At 68.9% G+C, this 18,409-nt stretch carries 18 protein-coding genes; 6 read left to right on the top strand and 12 right to left on the bottom strand.

Annotation, left to right across the window (positions count from 1 at the left end; all coding sequences use genetic code 11):
* Positions 1-2: 2 nt before the first annotated feature.
* A complete protein-coding gene (locus CJ301_RS11455) occupies positions 3-431 on the bottom strand; it encodes a DoxX family protein (RefSeq protein WP_099277427.1) in 429 nt (142 codons plus the stop codon).
* Here CJ301_RS11455 and CJ301_RS18755 point away from each other — a divergent pair.
* Both CJ301_RS18755 and gap read left to right on the top strand, forming a co-directional pair.
* The gene (locus CJ301_RS18755; protein WP_162620506.1) at positions 430-573 is read left to right on the top strand and encodes a hypothetical protein; all 144 of its coding nucleotides are present in this window, start codon (positions 430-432) and stop codon (positions 571-573) included. The genes CJ301_RS11455 and CJ301_RS18755 overlap by 2 nt on opposite strands.
* 106 nt (positions 574-679) lie before the next feature.
* Positions 680-1,681, top strand: coding sequence for a type I glyceraldehyde-3-phosphate dehydrogenase (gap, locus tag CJ301_RS11460; protein ID WP_099277429.1), 1,002 nt, complete (start codon positions 680-682; stop codon positions 1,679-1,681).
* A gap of 49 nt (positions 1,682-1,730) precedes the next feature.
* Here the strand turns inward: gap and CJ301_RS11465 are convergent, their stop codons facing one another.
* From CJ301_RS11465 to CJ301_RS11485, 5 genes are all read right to left on the bottom strand, one after another.
* The gene (locus tag CJ301_RS11465) at positions 1,731-2,615 is read right to left on the bottom strand and encodes an extensin-like domain-containing protein (RefSeq protein WP_099277431.1); all 885 of its coding nucleotides are present in this window, start codon (positions 2,613-2,615) and stop codon (positions 1,731-1,733) included.
* Positions 2,612-3,928: a L,D-transpeptidase family protein gene (locus tag CJ301_RS11470; protein WP_099277432.1), complete on the bottom strand. Its 1,317-nt coding sequence runs from the start codon at positions 3,926-3,928 to the stop codon at positions 2,612-2,614. Before CJ301_RS11470 ends, CJ301_RS11465 begins: the two co-directional genes overlap by 4 nt.
* Positions 3,929-3,989: 61 nt before the next feature.
* Positions 3,990-4,484, bottom strand: coding sequence for a pantetheine-phosphate adenylyltransferase (gene coaD, locus CJ301_RS11475; RefSeq protein WP_099277434.1), 495 nt, complete (start codon positions 4,482-4,484; stop codon positions 3,990-3,992).
* Between the two features lie 104 nt (positions 4,485-4,588).
* Positions 4,589-5,023 carry a CBS domain-containing protein gene (locus CJ301_RS11480; protein WP_099277436.1) on the bottom strand — a complete coding sequence of 145 codons (435 nt, stop codon included), beginning with the start codon at positions 5,021-5,023 and terminating at the stop codon, positions 4,589-4,591.
* Between the two features lie 44 nt (positions 5,024-5,067).
* Positions 5,068-5,970, bottom strand: a complete 903-nt coding sequence (locus CJ301_RS11485) for a LysR family transcriptional regulator (RefSeq protein ID WP_099277438.1) — start codon at positions 5,968-5,970, stop codon at positions 5,068-5,070.
* 111 nt (positions 5,971-6,081) lie between these two features.
* Here CJ301_RS11485 and CJ301_RS11490 point away from each other — a divergent pair, with 111 nt between their 5' ends.
* The 4 genes from CJ301_RS11490 to CJ301_RS11505 all read left to right on the top strand — a co-directional run bounded on the left by CJ301_RS11490 (position 6,082) and on the right by CJ301_RS11505 (position 10,106).
* Complete coding sequence (locus CJ301_RS11490) at positions 6,082-7,581, top strand: CoA-acylating methylmalonate-semialdehyde dehydrogenase (protein WP_099277440.1); 1,500 nt, start codon at positions 6,082-6,084, stop codon at positions 7,579-7,581.
* A gap of 93 nt (positions 7,582-7,674) precedes the next feature.
* A complete protein-coding gene (locus tag CJ301_RS11495) occupies positions 7,675-8,073 on the top strand; it encodes a cupredoxin domain-containing protein (RefSeq protein ID WP_216823287.1) in 399 nt (132 codons plus the stop codon).
* A gap of 92 nt (positions 8,074-8,165) precedes the next feature.
* Complete coding sequence (locus tag CJ301_RS11500; RefSeq protein WP_099277442.1) at positions 8,166-9,317, top strand: carboxylate-amine ligase; 1,152 nt, start codon at positions 8,166-8,168, stop codon at positions 9,315-9,317.
* Positions 9,318-9,386: 69 nt separating this feature from the next.
* The gene (locus CJ301_RS11505) at positions 9,387-10,106 is read left to right on the top strand and encodes a hypothetical protein (protein WP_099277444.1); all 720 of its coding nucleotides are present in this window, start codon (positions 9,387-9,389) and stop codon (positions 10,104-10,106) included.
* A gap of 72 nt (positions 10,107-10,178) precedes the next feature.
* Here the strand turns inward: CJ301_RS11505 and uvrA are convergent, their stop codons facing one another.
* The 6 genes from uvrA to queA all read right to left on the bottom strand — a co-directional run bounded on the left by uvrA (position 10,179) and on the right by queA (position 18,384).
* A complete protein-coding gene (uvrA, locus tag CJ301_RS11510) occupies positions 10,179-13,049 on the bottom strand; it encodes an excinuclease ABC subunit UvrA (protein WP_099277446.1) in 2,871 nt (956 codons plus the stop codon).
* Positions 13,050-13,237: 188 nt separating this feature from the next.
* Positions 13,238-13,591: a peptidoglycan-binding domain-containing protein gene (locus CJ301_RS11515; RefSeq protein WP_162620507.1), complete on the bottom strand. Its 354-nt coding sequence runs from the start codon at positions 13,589-13,591 to the stop codon at positions 13,238-13,240.
* A gap of 105 nt (positions 13,592-13,696) precedes the next feature.
* Complete coding sequence (gene lpdA / locus CJ301_RS11520; RefSeq protein ID WP_099277449.1) at positions 13,697-15,091, bottom strand: dihydrolipoyl dehydrogenase; 1,395 nt, start codon at positions 15,089-15,091, stop codon at positions 13,697-13,699.
* 109 nt (positions 15,092-15,200) lie between these two features.
* Complete coding sequence (locus CJ301_RS11525; RefSeq protein ID WP_099277451.1) at positions 15,201-15,815, bottom strand: DUF924 family protein; 615 nt, start codon at positions 15,813-15,815, stop codon at positions 15,201-15,203.
* 131 nt (positions 15,816-15,946) lie between these two features.
* The gene (locus tag CJ301_RS11530) at positions 15,947-17,224 is read right to left on the bottom strand and encodes an MFS transporter (RefSeq protein WP_099277453.1); all 1,278 of its coding nucleotides are present in this window, start codon (positions 17,222-17,224) and stop codon (positions 15,947-15,949) included.
* A gap of 101 nt (positions 17,225-17,325) precedes the next feature.
* On the bottom strand, positions 17,326-18,384 hold the full coding sequence (gene queA, locus CJ301_RS11535) for a tRNA preQ1(34) S-adenosylmethionine ribosyltransferase-isomerase QueA (protein ID WP_099277455.1): 1,059 nt from the start codon (positions 18,382-18,384) through the stop codon (positions 17,326-17,328).
* Between the last annotated feature and the right edge of the window lie 25 nt (positions 18,385-18,409).

The following is an 18,409-nucleotide window of genomic DNA, read 5'->3' on the forward strand; positions in this document are numbered from 1 at the left end:
GATCAGGCGAGCCGCACCGAGATCCGCCCCGCCCCCGCCACCGCGAGCGCGAGGCAGCCGCCCGCGATGGCCCAGTTCTTGACGAAGATCGTCATCTGCCACGGGTCTTCGGGCTGGAAATGAAACACCGACGTCGCCGCGCAATAAAGCGCCAGAGACAGCGCCACCGGGCGCACCGCCACCCCGAAGGCCAGCGCCAGACCGGCGGCGGCGTTGTAGGCCAGCGCGGGCCAGACCAGCAGCCCCGGCAGATGCCAGCCGGCCAGCAGCCCCTCCACCTGCCCCGGCTCGAAGGCCTTTTGCGCCGCCCCGCCCAGAAACAGCGCCGCCAGCAGCACGCGGCCGATCAGCAACAGCCAGTCATCCGCCCGCGGCGCGGCGGCGCGCGCGCCCTGCGCAGCCGGTTCGTCGCGGTCTAGGGTCGCAAGCATGAGCACCTCCATCGCCGTCGCCTTGTTCGCCGTGATCCTAGCCCTGCTCGGGCTCGATCACTACCTGTTCGAAGGCCAGGGGGCGCTCACGCTTGCGCGCGCGGGGCTCGATCTGCTGCGCTGGCTCGCCTTGTGGCGCTAACGGCAGCGCTCACAGCCGCCTCATGGGCCGATCTTCGGTTGACGCCGCGCCACAAATGCCGATCTTGGCGCCGAACCCTAGCCCGACAATCCCCGAGGAGACCCCCATGGCTGTCAAGGTAGCAATCAACGGCTTCGGCCGCATCGGGCGCAACGTCCTGCGCGGCATCATCGAATCCGGCCGCACCGATATCGAGGTCGTGGCCATCAACGATCTCGGCCCGGTCGAGACCAACGCCCACCTGCTGCGCTATGACAGCGTGCATGGCCGTTTCCCGCACGAGGTGAAGACCACCGAGGACACCATCGATGTCGGCCGCGGCCCGATCCGCGTCACCGCGATCCGCGACCCCAAGGAGCTGCCCTGGTCCGACGTGGACGTGGCGCTCGAATGCACCGGCATCTTCGTCAGCCACGAAAAGGCCGCGATGCATCTCGAGAACGGCTCCAAGCGCGTGCTCGTCTCCGCCCCCTGCTCGGGCGCCGAGAAGACCATCGTCTACGGCGTCAACCACGAGAGCCTGACCGCCGAGGACAAGGTCGTCTCGAACGCCTCCTGCACCACCAACTGCCTGTCGCCGGTCGCCAAGGTGCTCAACGACGCCATCGGCATCGACAAGGGCTTCATGACGACGATCCACAGCTACACCGGCGACCAGCCGACGCTGGACACGATGCACAAGGATCTCTACCGCGCCCGCGCCGCGGCGCTGTCGATGATCCCGACCTCGACCGGCGCGGCCAAGGCCGTGGGCCTGGTGCTGCCCGAGCTCAACGGCAAGCTCGACGGCGTCGCGATCCGCGTGCCCACGCCCAACGTCTCGGTCGTCGATCTCACCTTCAACGCCGCGCGCGAAACCAGCGTCGAGGAGATCAACGAGCTGATCCGCGAGGCCGCGAACGGCCCGCTCAAGGGCATTCTCGGCTACACCGACGAGCAGCTGGTCAGCTCGGACTTCAACCACGACCCGCACAGCTCGGTGTTCCACACCGACCAGACCAAGGTCATGGAAGGCACCATGTGCCGCATCCTGACCTGGTATGACAACGAGTGGGGCTTCTCGAACCGCATGGCCGACACCGCGGTCGTGATGGGCAAGCTGGGCTGATCCGGCCTCCCGGCAGAACGGAAAGGCCGCCCCTCGGGGGCGGCCTTTTTCATTGGCAGAGCCGGAAGCCGCCGCGCCGCGATTTCACGTCGAGATGCAAATGATCGGCATGGGCCGCGTCCGAGCCCGGCCCGAGCACGGTGGTGAACTCCAGGCAGGAGGTCGCGCGCACCGCGTCCTGGAACGCCTCGGCCATGCTGCCCTCGCGCTCGCGCGGCTGCACCTTGACCTCCTCGCCCTCGGCAAAGCCGAAGGAGATGATGTCCACCGCGTTGCCGAAGGCGTGCTCGGACATGATCTCCGCGTCGGAGCTGCGGCTGCGGCAGTTGTAGACCGTGCCCTGCCGGATCTCGGTCAGCGCGCCGCGCTCCAGCCGCTCGGCCGCCGGTATCGCAAAACCCTCGACCCAGCGCGCCAGCGCCAGCGCCGTCTCGCAGCGCATCGGCGCGGGCGGGGAGAGCGCCACGCCCGGCACGATCCCGGACAGGGTCACGGGGTGGAGGATGCCGCATTCGGCGATCTCCGCATCCTCCACCGCCGCGCTTGTCTCGTAGACCGCGCCCAGCGCGTCGAGCGCGGCGAGGCAGGCCTCGCGCGCCTCCGGCTCCATGGCGAGCCGCTCGGGCATCGGCGGCACCCGGTCGCGCGCCGCGACATCGGGCGTGGCGGGCGCTTCGGCCTCGGCCTCCTCCGGCGGCGCGTCCTCCGCCTCCGGCGCGGGCGTGTCGGGGCCGGAGGGTTGCGGGGCCTGTGGGTCCTCCTCCGCGCCCCCGCCGCCCGTGGCCAGCCCTTCGGGCCGGGCCTTGGGCAGCGGCGCGGTTTCGGGTGCTGTCCGGGCTGCTGCCTCGGGCCCGGCCCCGGCGTCCGTCTCGGCGGCCTCCTGGGCCAGCGCCGGGGTGCCGGCCAGCATCAGGGCAAGCGCCAGCGGCCTCATTCCACGAACTCGACCGTGACCCCTTCGGAGACCAGATGCGCCAGCTCCTCGGCATCCCAGTTGGTCATCCGCACGCAGCCATGGCTTGCCGCGTTGAACAGCGAATCCGGGTCCGAGGTGCCGTGCAGCCCGTAGGTCGGCTTCGACAGGTCGATCCAGACCGAGCCCACCGGCCCGTTCGGCCCCGGCGGCAGGATCAGCATCTCGTCATTGTCGCCCTGCTGGAAATTGACGTCCGGGTTGTAGGTGTAGGTCGGCTCCATCGCCACGGCCACGACCTCCACCGTGCCCGAGGGCGAGGGCGTCTGGGCCGAGCCGATGGTCACGGGGTAGTTCAGGATCATCCGGCCGCTTTCGTCGAAGCCCGCGAGGCGGCTCGTGTCCTTGCGCACCTCGACGCGGGCCACCTTCGTCTCCAGCCGCGGGCCGGGATCGACGACGGTGATGGTCTCGCCCGCGCGCCACGCGACGCCGGAATTGAGGGTTTCGAGAAAGCCCTGATCCATGTGGAACCGCTCGGCCAGCTTTTCGGCGACGCTGGTATAGCCCAGCCAGTCGAGCTCGGCGAGCTTGGCGTAATCCTCGGGCAGCGGCGCGCTCAGCCCCGAGGCGTCCTCCTCTGTGATGGTGTAGCTTTGCAGCATCGGCGCGGGCTCGGTGGCGGTGAGCGCGTCCCAGACCTGCTGGTCGAGCTGGCCGTCCGCCTCGAAGCCCTCGCGCGTCTCGAAGGCGGCGATGGCGCTTTCGCTCATGCCGCCCTTCCAGCCATCGATGATGCCCGGCGAGATGCCCGCGCGGTCGAGCAGGACCTGCGTCTTGACGGTGAGCGCCGATTGCCCGTCGGGCAGCGGGCCGCCCGCATATTGCGCCGCCTCGATCTGGCCTGCCGTCGGCGGCCCCTCGCCGGCCTGCACCGGCGCGGCCTGTGAGCCGGCATCGCTGCCCGAGGCGGGCTGTGTCTGGGCCGAACCGGCGCCGTCGGGGGCGGTCTGCGCCTCGTTTGAACCGGCAGTGCCCTGTGCCGCCTCCTGCTGCGCCTCGGTCGGCTGCGCGCCGCTCTGTTCGAGCATGCGCAGGGTCTCGGGCTGCGCGGAGGAGGCGTTCGAGGCCGGTGCCGCGCTCTCGCCTTGCGGCGCCGGGGCGGCTTCGGCGGGCGGCGTCGTTTCGGCGCCGGCTTCCGGTGCCGTGCCCTGCAGCATCTCGCGGGTGTCGGCGGCGATCGCCGCGCCGCTGTCATCCGACTGCTGCGCGACCGCGCCGCTGGCCGCGAGGGCCAGGACGGAAAGGGAAAGACGGGTCAGGTTTCGGGTCATCTGGCGCTCCTCGGGGCAGGTTCGCGGCTCAACGCCGCATGCCCGCCCCGAGGTCCGCGCCTCAGACGCCCAGACGGGTCTTCAGCGCCGCCTCGACCCCCGGCGGCACGAAGGTCGAGACATCGCCGCCCAGCCGGGCGATTTCCTTGACCAGCTTCGAGGCGATCGCCTGATGCCGCGCCTCGGCCATCAAGAAGACCGTCTCGACCGACTTGTCGAGCATCCGGTTCATGCCGACCATCTGGTATTCGTATTCGAAATCGGCGACCGCGCGCAGGCCGCGGATGATCACCTGCGCGCCCACGTCGCCCGCCGCGTCGATCAGCAGGTTCTCGAACGGGTGCACCACGATCTCCGAGCCGCAGGCCCGGGCGATCGGCGCGGTCTCGGCCTCGATCATCGCCACGCGCTCGTCCAGTGAAAACAACGGCCCCTTGTCGCGGTTGATCGCCACGCCGATCACCAGCCGGTCGACCAGCGTGCAGGCGCGGCGGATGATGTCGGTATGGCCGAGTGTGACCGGATCGAAGGTTCCCGGGTAGAGCCCGATGCGCATGACGTCTCCTCGCCGCGTGTTCGCGCGCCACACGACATCACGGCGGCACGAGATGCAAGTCCCCCGCGCCGCGGCGCGCCGTCACGGGGGGCGCGTCACGGGAACTAGTGCCCCATGATCATCCCTTCGAGCGCATCCTTCTCCATCGACAGCTCGGCCAGCCGCGCCTTGACCACGTCGCCGATCGAGATGAGGCCGATCATCTCCTCGCCCTCGACCACGGGGATATGGCGAAACCGCCCCTCGGTCATCCGGCCGAGCACGAGATCGGCGGCCTCGTCGCGGTGGCAGGTGACCGGATCGGCGGTCATCAGCGCCGAGACCTTCTCGTCGAGGCATGCCGGGCCGCGCTGGCCGATCTCGCGCACGATGTCGCGTTCGGAGATGATGCCCTGCGCGCGCTTGCCGTCCTGAGAGACCACGAGCGCGCCGATGCGCTTGTCCGAGAGCAGCCGCACGGCTTCGGTCACCGTGGTGTCGGGCGCCACGGTGGCGACGGTGTCGTTGGCCTTGGATTTCAGGATCTGTTGCACGAGCATGGCGCACTCCTCATCTGTCGCCCCCGCTGGCCGGGGGCCATGGTTCAACCGTCGCGCCCCGCCCCGCCCCCTGTCAAGCTCTCCGCCTCGAGCCGCGCCACCTCGGCGCGCAGACCCGCCATGAGCGCGGTGGCAAAGCGCGACAGCCGCGCCGAGCGGCGGTCGGCGGCGTGGCGCACCAGCCAGAAGCTGCGGGTGAGCGACAGCTCGTCGGTCAGCACGCGGCGCAGCTCGGGCGCGAAGGGCAGCGCGAAGTCGTGCACGATGCCGATCCCGGCATGGCGCAGCATCTGCAGCTGCACCGAGACCGAGTTCGAGGCCAGCGGCACGCCGCGCGCCCCCAAGGCCCCGAGATAGTCGAGCTCGCGGTCGAAGATCATGTCGGGGATGTAGCCGACCAGCGGCCGCTTCAGCGCCGAAAGGCTTTCGGGCGGCGGCGCATCGGCCCGCTGGGCGAGGCTCAGGCGGTAATCGGTGATCTTCTGCACGGTGAGCCGCCCGGCTTCGGGCGGGCTCACCGTCACCGCCATGTCGGCCTCGCGCTTCGACAGGTTCACCACCCGCGGCAGGGCGAGGATCTGCAACTCCAGCTCCGGGTTCTGCCCCTGGATCGCGGCGCAGACCTGCGGCAGCACGAAATTGGCGCAGCCATCGGGCGCGCCGATGCGGATCTGCCCCGACAGCCCCCTCTCGGGCGCGCCCGCCTCCTCGGCCCGCGCCAGCGCCGCCTCGGCACGGGCGGCGTGCTCGGCCAGCCGCTCGCCGCGCGGGGTGAGCGCATAGCCCTGCGGGCTCTTGACGAAGAGCGCCGCGCCGAGCCGCTCCTCCAGCCGCGCCACGCGGCGACCCAGCGTCGCCGGGTCCATCCTCAGCCCCGGTGCCGCGCCAGACAGGCTCTCGGCCCGCGCCACCGCGAGAAAGACGCGGATATCGTCCCAGTTCTCCATGCCCCATCCTGCAAAAATGCAAAGCCGTTTTGGAAACATGCGGGTTTTGCCTGCATAACCGCAAGACTATCCTGGTTCCCAAGCGAGAATGACCTTTCGGGAGGACCGGACATGCAGGAAATGACCCATTACATCGGCGGCGAACACGTCAAGGGCGGCTCGGGCCGCTTCGCGGACGTGTTCAACCCCGCCACCGGCGAGGTGCAGGGCCAGGCCCCGCTCGCCTCGCGCGGCGAGATCGACCACGCCGTCGAGATCGCCGCGAAGGCCCAGCCCGCCTGGGCCGCGACCAACCCGCAGCGCCGGGCGCGGGTGATGATGGAGTTCGTGCGGCTGCTCAACCGCGACATGGACAAGCTCGCCGAGGCGCTGAGCCGCGAACACGGCAAGACGCTCCCCGACGCCAAGGGCGACGTGCAGCGCGGGCTCGAGGTGGTCGAGTTCTGCGTCGGCGCGCCGCATCTGCTCAAGGGCGAATACACCGACGGCGCGGGCCCGGGCATCGACATGTACTCGATGCGCCAGCCCTTGGGCGTCTCGGCCGGCATCACCCCGTTCAACTTCCCCGCCATGATCCCGATGTGGATGTTCGCCCCCGCCATCGCCTGCGGCAACGCCTTCATCCTCAAGCCCTCCGAGCGCGCGCCCTCGGTGCCGCTGATGCTCGCGGAGCTGATGGAAGAAGCCGGGCTGCCCAAAGGCATCCTGCAGGTCGTCAATGGCGACAAGGAAGCGGTGGACGCGATCCTCGAGCATGAGGGCATCGCTTCGGTGGGCTTCGTGGGCTCCACCCCGATCGCCGAATACATCTATGGCAAGGGCTGCGCCCACGGCAAGCGCGTGCAGTGCTTCGGCGGCGCCAAGAACCACATGATCATCATGCCCGACGCCGACATGGAGAAGGCCGCCGACGCGCTGGTCGGCGCGGGCTACGGCGCCGCCGGAGAGCGCTGCATGGCGATCTCGGTCGCCGTGCCGGTGGGCGAGGAAACCGCCGACCGGCTCATCGCTGCCTTGAAGCCGCGCATCGAGAGCCTCAAGGTCGGGCCCTACACCTCGGGCGACGACGTCGATTTCGGACCCGTCGTGACGGCGGCGGCCAAGGAGAACATCCTCAATCTCGTGCAGTCGGGCGTCGATGCCGGGGCCGAGCTGGTGGTCGACGGGCGCGACTTCAACCTGCAGGGCTACGAGAACGGCTTCTTCGTCGGCGCGCATCTGTTCGACCGCGTCACGCCCGACATGGACATCTACCGCAAGGAGATCTTCGGCCCCGTCCTGTCCACGGTGCGCGCGGGCTCCTACGAGGAGGCGCTGAAGCTCGCCATGGATCACGAGATGGGCAACGGCACCGCGATCTTCACCCGCGACGGCGACGCGGCGCGCGACTTCGCCAACCGGGTGAATGTGGGCATGGTGGGCATCAACGTGCCGATCCCGGTGCCGCTGGCCTATCACAGCTTCGGCGGCTGGAAGAAGTCGGCCTTCGGCGACCTGAACCAGCACGGCACCGACAGCTTCAAGTTCTACACCAAGACCAAGACGGTGACCGCGCGTTGGCCGAGCGGCATCAAGGAAGGCGGCGAGTTCAACTTCAAGCCGATGGACTGACGCCCCCGCCTCACGGCGATGTGGCTCGACAGGGGGGCAGCGTTCGCGAGACGCTGTCCCCATCGCGCATCCTGCGCCCCCGGAGATCTTGCCATGCCGACACGTCGTGAGCTGATCCTGCGCGGCCTTGCCGCCACCGCCGCCCTGCCGCTTCTGGCCCTTGCCGCCCGCGCGGGCGGCCTCGCCCCTCCGCCGATGCGGCCCGTCACACCCGAAGCGCCACCGGCCCGGCCGGCGATGGGGGCGGTCCATGCGGTCGAGATCCGCGGCTTTGCCTTCATGCCCGCGCGGCTGACCGTCGCGCCCGGCGATACGGTCGTCTTCACCAACCGCGACGCCGCGCCGCACACCGCCACCTCCGAAACCGGGCTGTTCGACAGCGGCCGCCTCGGCGCGGGCCAATCGGTGCGGATGGCCTTCGCGGCGCGCGGCGATTACCCCTATCTGTGCAGCATTCACCCGAGGATGCGGGGCGTCATCACCGTCGCCTGAGGCGGCATGATCACCGTCGCCTGAGACGGTTTCGGACCCCGGGCGCGGCACGCGGCGTTGGCCCCCCGAAAACCACACCGGAGGCCCGCCCCATGCCAGACCCCGCCTTCAGCCTCGGCATCGAGGAGGAATATCTCGTCGTCGACAAGACCACGATGGACCTCGCCGCCGTGCCGAACGAGATGCTCGATGCCGCGAAGAAGCGGCTCGGCGATCACGTCTCTCCCGAATTCCGCGACTGCCAGATCGAGATCGGCACCTCTGTCGCCGCCGACATCGCCGAGGCGCGCGCCGATCTGGCGCATCTGCGCGGCGGGCTGGCCGAGGTGGCCGATGACCGCGGCCTCGCGCTGGTCGCCGTCTCCTGCCACCCCTGGGCCGACCCCGAAAGCCGCGGCACCGGGCATGGCGCGCGCTATGACAAGATCGCCGAGGATATCGGCGGCATCGCCCGGCGGCTGATGACCTGCGGCATGCATGTGCATGTGGGGCTGGGCGAGGATCAGGAGCTGCGCACCGACCTGATGGCGCAGGCGACCTATTTTTTGCCCTTCGTGCTCGCGCTTTCGGCCTCCTCGCCCTATTGGCGCGGCGAGGACACGCGGCTGTCCTCCTGGCGGCTCAACATCTTCGATCAGTGCCCGCGCTCGGGCCTGCCGCCGCGGATCGACAGCTGGGCCGAGTATCGCAAGATGACCGGCGCGCTGGTCGAGGCCGGGATCATTGAGGACGCCTCCAAGATCTGGTGGGACCTGCGCCCCTCGGAGGCCTGGCCGACGCTGGAGACGCGGATCGCCGACGTGATGCCACGCATGGAGGAGGCGCTCTCGGTCGCGGCTTTCGTGCAATGCGTTATGCGGATGCTGTGGCGGCTCAAGACCGAGAACAAGCGCTGGCGCGTCTATGACCGCTTCCTGATCGAGGAGAACCGCTGGCGCGCCCAGCGCTACGGCACCGAGGGCACGCTGCTCGATCTGGGGCGCAACGAGCTGCGCCCGATGGAGGAGCTCTTGGGCGAGCTGGAGGAGATGATGGAGACGGACGCGCAGGCGCTGGGCTGCCTCGACGAGCTGCGCGGCACGCGGCGGATCGCGCATCGCGGCTCCTCGGCCACCCGCCAGCGCCGCGCCTATGACGCGGCGATCTCCAAGGGGGCCGAGCCGCGCGAGGCGCTGCGCGAGATGCTGCATGGCGTGGCGCAGGAGTTTCTCGAAGGCGTGGAGAGCGGGGTTTCGCCGAAGTGAACGGCGGGCGGGGAACGCCCCCGCCCCTCCCCCGTTGTTCAGGCACATCCGGCTCAGGAGACAGATCCCATGAAGACGCTCATCGGTCTTGGCACCGCGTTGACCATCGCCGTCGCCCCCATGGCCCTCACGGCCGAGCCCAAGCTCAAGATCCGCGGCGGCGGCGCCGTGGTGCAGATGCTGGGCGCTGCCGCCACGGGCGACGTCAAGGCGATGCGCAAGGCCGAGAAGAAGATCCGCAAGGCGGCGCGCAAGGCCGGCATCCCCGTCTCGCTCAGCACCGTGACGGCGGCGGCGACCGGCGGTGCGGCGGCCAGCGCCGCGAGCCGCGGCACGACCACGACGACGCAGGACACGCCCGCCCCCGCGCCGCGTTTTGCACCGCTGCGGGTCGCGCAGCGGCCGCAGGCCCGGCCCGCAAAGGCCGTCGCGTTGGAGATGGCCGAACCCGCCGCGCCACCGGTCACCACACTGCGCGAAGGCGTGCGGGTGGTGACCTCGTCGGGCGAGACCGCCGCCCCCGCCGCTCCGGCCGCCCCTTCGGTCACGCCGGTCGCCCGCCGCGTCACGAGCGCGACCCCTGCAGCCGCCACGCGCGAAACCTCCCTGTCGCGGTCCACCGCAAAGGTGGTGACGATCGACAACGAGACGCTCGAGGCGCGGCGTGAGACGGTGCCGACGCCCGCCGCCTCGGCCTCCCCGGCCCCCCAGGCGCCCGCCCCGCGCGACACGCAGGCGGCATCGCTCGATACCGACGAGTCGCTGTTCGGTGGTCCGACCGGCTACTGACGCCGCAGCTTTCCCCGATGGAAAAAGGGCCGCCCCGAGGGGCGGCCCTTTTGTTTCATGGCAAGGCGCGGCTCATTCGGCGGCGATCTTGCGCGGCTTCAGCATCGGCTTGAGGTAATGACCGGTATGGCTCGCCTCGACCTCGGCCACCTCCTCGGGCGTGCCGGTGGCGACCAGCGTGCCGCCGCCATCGCCGCCCTCGGGGCCGATGTCGATGATCCAGTCGGCGGTCTTCACCACGTCGAGATTGTGCTCGATCACCACGACGGTGTTGCCCGCCTCCACGAGCTCGTGCAGCACCTCCAGAAGCTTGCGAACATCCTCGAAATGCAGGCCGGTGGTCGGCTCGTCGAGGATGTAGAGCGTGCGGCCCGTGGAGCGGCGCGCCAGCTCCTTCGACAGCTTCACCCGTTGCGCCTCGCCGCCCGAAAGCGTCGTCGCCTGCTGGCCGACCTTGATGTAGCCCAAGCCCACCCGGCACAGCGCGTCCATCTTCTCGCGGATCGAGGGCACCGCCTTGAAGAACTCCTGCGCGTCCTCGACCGTCATGTCGAGCACGTCGGCGATGCTCTTGCCCTTGAACTTCACCTCAAGCGTCTCGCGGTTGTAGCGCTGGCCCTTGCAGGTCTCGCAGGTGACGTAGACGTCGGGCAGGAAGTGCATCTCGATCTTGATCACGCCGTCGCCCTGGCATGCCTCGCAGCGCCCGCCCTTGACGTTGAAGGAGAAGCGCCCCGGCTTGTAGCCGCGCGACTTGGCCTCGGGCAGGCCGGCGAACCAGTCGCGGATCGGGGTGAAGGCGCCGGTATAGGTCGCCGGGTTCGAGCGCGGGGTGCGGCCGATCGGGCGCTGGTCGATGTCGATCACCTTGTCGAGATGCTCGAAGCCCCGAATCGTCTCGCATGGCGCCGGGGCCTGCCGCGCGCCGTTCAATTTCATCGCGGCGTTCTTGTAGAGCGTCTCGATGGTGAGCGTCGACTTGCCGCCGCCCGAGACGCCGGTGACGGCGACGAACTTGCCCAGCGGGTAGTCGACCGTCAGCTCCTGCAGGTTGTTGCCGGTGGCCTTGACCACGGTGAGCGCCTTGCCGTTGCCCTTGCGGCGCTCGGCGGGCACCGCGATCTCGCGGCTGCCGACGAGATACTGGCCGGTCACCGAGTCCGGGTTGGCCATGATCTCGTCCGGCGTGCCCCTGGCCACGATGTCGCCGCCATGCACGCCCGCGCCCGGCCCCATGTCGAAGACGTAATCCGCCTCGCGGATCGCCTCCTCGTCATGCTCGACCACGATGACCGTGTTGCCCTGGTCGCGCAGGTTCTTGAGCGTGGTAAGCAGCCGGTCATTGTCGCGCTGGTGCAGGCCGATCGACGGCTCGTCGAGCACGTAGAGCACGCCCGTCAGCCCCGAGCCGATCTGGCTCGCCAGCCTGATCCGCTGGCTTTCGCCGCCCGAGAGCGTGCCGGCGTTGCGCGACAGCGTCAGGTAATCGAGGCCGACATTGTTGAGAAAGCCCAGCCGCTCGCGGATCTCCTTGAGGATGGCGCGGGCGATCTCGTTGTTCTGCTTGGTGAGCGCCGCGGGCACGGTCTCGCACCACTCATGGGCTTCCCTGATCGACATCTGCACGACCTGACCGACATGGCGCAGATCGCCGCGCTGGCCGATCTTCACCGCCAGCGCCTCTTCGCGCAGGCGGTAGCCGTGGCAGGTGCCGCAGGCGCGGTTGTTCTGGTACTGCTCCATTTCCTCGCGGACCCAGGCGCTGTCGGTCTCGCGGTAGCGGCGCTGCAGGTTGGGGATCACGCCCTCGAAGGGGCGGCTGACCTTGTAGACGCGGCCGCCGTCATCGTAGCGGAATTCGATCTCCTCTTTGCCCGAACCGCGCAGGAACACCTCCTGCACCTTCTTCGGCAGGTCCTTCCAGCGCGCGGTCTTGGAGACGCCGTAATGCTTGGAGATCGCCTCGATGGTCTGCAGGAAATAGGGCGTCTTGCCCTTGCGCCACGGCGCGATGGCGCCGTCGGCGACCTTCAGCGTCACGTCGGGCACCACCAGCCGCTCGTCGAAGAACAGCTCGACGCCGAGGCCGTCGCAGGAGGGGCAGGCCCCGAAGGGCGCGTTGAAGGAGAACAGCCGCGGCTCGATCTCGGGGATGGTGAAGCCCGAGACGGGACAGGCGAACTTTTCCGAGAAGGTGATCCGCTCGGGCTCGCCCTCCTTCGGCGCGGTCTCGAGGATCGCGATGCCGTCGGCGAGGTCGAGCGCGGTGCGCAGACTGTCCGCCAGCCGCGTCTCCAGCCCCTCGCGCACGACGATCCGGTCGACCACCACGTCGATGTCATGGCGGAACTTCTTGTCGAGCGTCGGCGGGTCCTCCAGCTCGTGGAACTCGCCATTGACCTTGACCCGCTGGAAGCCCTGCTTGCGGAGTTCGACGAACTCCTTGCGGTATTCGCCCTTGCGGTCGCGCACGATGGGCGCGAGCAGGTAGCCGCGCGTGCCCTCCTCCATCGCCATGATCCGGTCGACCATGTCCTGCACCTGCTGCGCCTCGATCGGCTCGCCGGTGGCGGGGGAATAGGGCGTGCCGACCCGCGCAAAGAGAAGGCGCATGTAGTCGTAGATCTCGGTCACGGTGCCGACGGTGGAGCGCGGGTTCTTCGAGGTGGTCTTCTGCTCGATCGAGATCGCGGGGCTCAGCCCCGAGATGTGATCGACATCGGGCTTTTCCATCATGTCGAGGAACTGCCGCGCATAGGCCGAGAGGCTTTCGACATAGCGGCGCTGGCCCTCGGCATAGATCGTGTCGAAGGCAAGGCTCGACTTGCCCGAGCCCGACAGGCCGGTGATCACCACCAGCTGATCGCGCGGGATGTCCACGTCGACGTTCTTGAGGTTGTGCTCGCGCGCACCGCGCACCTCGATCTGCTTCAGTTCCGGCATGCAGGTCCCCACCAGTGTCCAGCCCGGAAGATAGGGCCGCGCGGCCCGATCTCCAACCTCGAAATGAGAACGAAAAGGTAACGCATGGCAGGGCTGCGTGAAATGCCGCAGCCCCGCCCCGCGCCGGGCGGGGCTGCGATTTCCGTCACGGGCGGTTCACGGGCCGTGCAAAAGCCCGGCCCCCGGCCTCAGAGACCGCCCATCCGCGCGGGCCAGCTGTGCCGCTGCCAGAAGCCGTGCCGTGGCGCTGTGCCGGTGGCGAGCAGCGCCCGCGCGGGACCGGCGGCGACGAGCCCGTGCAACAGGTCGCCCAGCGCCGCGTCGGCGCGGCCGGTGATCGGCAGGCCATGATCGGTCTCGAAGGCGCGGATCGCGCCCGACAGCAGCGGCCCGGCGATGCCGTCGACTGTGCCCACCTCGTAGCCCAGATGCTGCAGCAGGATCTGGATCTCGACCGTCTCCGCGCGGTCGGTCTCCATGGCCGGTGCGGGCGCGGCGATCACGGCCAGCCCCGCAGCGAAACAATATGCAGAAATACGCATGATACCCCCAAACTCGGGAAACGATCCCGATGGGGGGCATCCTAACATGAAACGCCCCCGGCCGTTCGGACCGGGGGCATTCGTGATCCTGCGCTGCGGCGAGGCTCAGTAGTGGATCGCGCGCCCATAGGCGTCGAGCACACTCTCATGCATCATTTCCGAGAGCGTCGGATGCGGGAAGACCGTCTCCATCAGCTCCTTTTCGGTGGTCTCCAGCGTGCGGCCGACGATGTAGCCCTGGATCAGCTCGGTCACCTCGGCACCCACCATATGCGCGCCCAGAAGCTCGCCGGTGCGCGCGTCGAACACGGTCTTGACCATGCCCTCGGCCTCGCCCAGCGCGATCGCCTTGCCGTTGCCGATGAAGGGGAAGCGGCCGACATTGATCTCATACCCCATCTCCTTGGCCTTGGCCTCGGAATAGCCGACCGACGCCACCTGCGGCTGGCAATAGGTGCAGCCCGCGATGCTTTCGGGCTTTACCGGGTGCGGGCTTTCGCCCGCGATCAGCTCGGCCACCATGACGCCCTCATGGGACGCCTTGTGCGCCAGCCAGGGCGCGCCGGCGATGTCGCCGATGGCATAGAGCCCCTCGACGCCGGTGCGGCAGTATTCATCGGTGATGACATGGGTGCGGTCGATCTTGACGCCCAGCTCCTCGAGCCCGAGCCCTTCGGTGTTGCCGACGATGCCGACCGCCGAGATCACCGTGTCGAACTCCTGCGTCTCGACCTTGCCCTTGCTCTCGATATGGGCGGTGACCTTGCCCTTGCCGCGGTCGAGCTGCTTGACCACGGCCTTTTCCATGATCTTCATGCCCTGCTTGACGAACTGCTTCCTGGCGAAGGCCGAGATCTCGGCATCCTCGACCGGCAGGATGCGGTCCATCACCTCGACCACCGTCGTCTCGGCGCCGAGCGTGTTGTAGAAGCTGGCGAATTCGATGCCGATCGCGCCCGAGCCGATGACCAGCAGCTTCTTCGGCATGCGCGGCGGCACCAGCGCGTGGCGGTAGGACCAGACCAGGTCGCCATCCGCCTCGAGCCCCGGCAGGTTGCGCGCGCGCGCGCCGGTGGCCAGCACGATGTTCTTGGCGGTCAGCTCCTGCTCACCCTTCTCGGTCTTGACCGAGACCTTGCCCTTGGCGGGAATGGTGGCCTCGCCCATCACCACCTCGATCTTGTTCTTCTTCATCAGGTGGCCGATGCCCGAGGAGAGCTGCTTGGCCACGCCGCGCGAACGCTTGACCACCGCGTCGAGATCATAGCCGATGTTCTCGGCCTTGAGCCCGAACTCCTTGGCGCGGTGCATGAGGTGAAACACCTCCGAAGTGCGCAGCATCGCCTTGGTCGGGATGCAGCCCCAGTTGAGGCAGATGCCGCCCAGGTTCTCGCGTTCGACGATCACGACCTTCTGGCCCAGCTGGGCGGCGCGGATCGCGGCGACATAGCCGCCGGGGCCGGCCCCGATCACGATCAGGTCGAAGTTCTTGGCGGCCATTCGGTGTTCCTCCTCGGCGGTCCCGCAAAATTGGTTTGACGCTAAACTACTTTTTGCCGGGCTTCCAGACGGGTCGGCGCATGGCCGGTTTGCGCGGTCTGCCGCAGGGTCATTTCGGCTCGGATTTCAGCCGCTCCAGCACCGCGCCATAGCCGCCCTGCTCGATCCATTCCGCCTCGGCGGCAGAGGTCTCGCGGCCCAGCGCGGCGTTGCGGAAGGGGAAGCGGCCGAATTCGCGGATCACCTCGCGATGGGCGCGGGCATGCAGCAGGTTGCTCTCGGCCTCGGGCATCCGGTCGCAGAACAGCCGCACCGCGCGGTCCTGGTCGACGAGATTCTCGGAATGCATCAAGGGCAGGTAGAAGAACTGCCGCCCGGGCGGCACGATCTCGCGGTCCCAGCCATTGTCGATGGCGAGCTTGGCGACCGAGCGGGCCTGCTCGTCGAGCGCGAAGGCGCGGGCGTCGTCGCGCCAGATGTTGCGGGCGAACTGGTCGGTGACGATGATATAGGCCAGCGCGCCGTTGGGCTCGGTCAGCCAATGGCCCAGCGCGCCCTCCTCCGCCTTTTCCCACAGCGCGCCGAAACGGTCGCGGATGGTGGCGTCGAGATCGGCATCGGCGATGTACCACTGCTTCGGCTCGACCTCCTCGAGCCAGAAGGCCAGCACCTTCTCGGCCTCGCTCGGGGCCTCGGCCTGGGTGGTGACGGGTGTGGCGGTCATGGTGGTCCTCCTTGTCGGTCGGCTTCACCAAACCTGCCCCAACCCGCTCGCGGGTCAAGCGCGAAGGCGCCGGGGGGCCGATTTGTGCGCCTCCGCGCCGGCCCCCGGCTCCTTTGCCGGCCCCTTTCCGGTCAGGCCGCGTCCTCCTGCGCCTCCTCCATCTGCTCGATCTCGTGCTCGATATAGACCTCCTGCGCGGCCTCGGCGGCCACGGCGGTACCGGTCGCGGCGACCGGGGCGTAGCTCACGGTATCGCCCACCTCGACGCCGCGATCCGGGCGCCGCAGCATCCGCCAGCCGGCATAGGTCGCAAGGCCCAGCAGAAGCACCGCGATGAAGGCCCAGAAGCCGTGCGCGCCGACATTGTCGAGCATCCAGCCGACCACGATCGGCCCGGCGATGGCGCCGAGGCCGTTGATGAACAGGAGCCCGCCCGAGGCCGCCGCCATGTCCTCGCGGTCGAGATAGTCGTTGGCATAGGCGATGAGCAGCGCGTAGAGCGGGTTCGAAGTGCCGCCCACCAGCGTCGCGGAGACGAGGATCAGCGTCACATGGCCCGGGATCATGAAGGCCATGAGCGCCGCACCGCCGCCCACCCCCGACAGGCCGAGGATCAGCCAGCGCCGGTCGATCCGGTCCGACAGCCAGCCGATCGGGAACTGCAGCACCAGCGCGCCGACATAGGTCATCGAGACCAGAAGCGAGATTTGCGCCACCGAAAGCCCGGCCCGCGCGCCGTAGACCGCCGACATGCCGAACTGCGCGGCGAAGACCCCGCCCAGAAGGAACATGCCGACGCAGGCCAGCGGCGAGGCATCGACCAGCTGCCTGATCGGCAGCGGCTTGGTGGTGGTGAAGATCGGCGCGGGGCTGACCGACAGAAGGATCGGCGCGAAGGCCATCGACACCAGCACCGAAGGGATGATGAACAAAATGAAGCCCGACACGTCGCCCAGCGTCACGAGAAACTGCGCCACGACGATGCCCGCCATCTGCACGATCATGTAAAGCGACAGCGCCTTGCCGCGGCTTTCATTGGTGGCGGCGTCGTTGAGCCAGCTTTCGGCGGTGATGTAGACGCCGCAGAAGCAGAACCCGATCACGACCCGGCCCAGCGTCCAGGCCCATGGCTCGGTCAGCGCGGGATAGAGGATCAGCACCGCCGAAATGGTCGAGCCCAGCGCCGCGAAGACCCGCACATGGCCGACCCGGCGGATCATCCGCGGCGCATAGCGCGAGGCGATGAGAAAGCCCGCGAAATAGGCCGACATGATGATCGACAGCTCGCCGGTCGAGAACCCTTCGATCGCGCCGCGCAGGCCCAGAAGCGTGCCTTGCAGGCCATTGCCGATCATCAGCATGAACATGCCGAGCAAGAGAGCCCAGGAGCCCCCGAGAACCTGAATCATGGCCTGTCCCTTTCTGCCGGCGCCCACGGCCCGGCTAACCCGGCGCGTCCACGCGGGTCTGATCGCATTACGACAAAAAATGTGACGGAAACGAAGTAGCGTCAGCGCCCGCGTTGCGGCAGCAGCAGCGAGGCATCCCCGTAGGAGAAGAAACGGTAGCGATTCGCAATGGCGTGATCGTAGATGCGGCGGATCTCCTCCACCCCCATCAGCGCCGAGACCAGCATCATCAGCGTCGATTTGGGCAGGTGGAAATTGGTCATCAGACCATGCGCCACCCGGAACTCGAAGCCCGGGGTGATGAAGATGTCGGTCTCGCCCACCCAAGGCTCGATCTGGCCGCCGCGCGCGGCACTCTCGATCAGCCGCAGCGCGGTGGTGCCGACCGGGATCACCCGGCCGCCGGTGGCGCGGGTGGCGGCGATCTCGGCGGCGGCGCGCTCGCTCACCTGCCCCCATTCGGCGTGCATCTTGTGGTCGCGGATGTCGTCGACCTTCACCGGCAGAAAGGTGCCCGCGCCGACATGCAGCGTCACATGGGTGATGGAGACGCCGCGCTCGGCCAGCGCCGCCATCAGCGGCTCGTCGAAATGCAGCGAGGCGGTGGGGGCGGCCACGGCGCCGGGGCGCGCGGCCCAGACGGTCTGGTAATCGGCGCGGTCGGCCTCGTCGGCCTCGCGCTTGGCGGCGATGTAGGGCGGCAGCGGCATGGCGCCGACCTCGGCGATGGCGGCATCGAAATCCTCGCCTTCGAGATCGAAGCGCAGCACCGCCTGGTCGGCCTCGCGGCCCACGAGCTCGGCCGAGAGCTTCTCGGAAAAGACGATGCTTTCGCCCTCGCGCAGTTTTCTCAGCGGCTTGACCAGCGCGGTCCAGCAGCCATCGGCGCGCGGGGCGAGCAGCGTCACCTCGATCCGGGCGATCCCCTCTCCGGCGGCGCCGGGCCTCGTGCGGGTGCCCGAAAGCCGCGCCGGGATCACCTTGGTGTCGTTGAGCACCAGCCTGTCGCCGGGGCGCAGGATCTCCACCAGATCTGTCACCACCCGGTCGGCGATCGTCTCGCCCTGCGCCAGCAGCAGCCGGGCCGAGGAGCGCGGCCGCGCGGGGCGGGTGGCGATCAGATCCTCGGGCAGGTCGAAATCGAAATCCGAGAGCTTCATCGGCGGGCCTCAGGTCAGGTCAGGT

The organism is Limimaricola cinnabarinus, assembly GCF_002723615.1.
GTDB classification, from domain to species: domain Bacteria; phylum Pseudomonadota; class Alphaproteobacteria; order Rhodobacterales; family Rhodobacteraceae; genus Limimaricola; species Limimaricola cinnabarinus_B.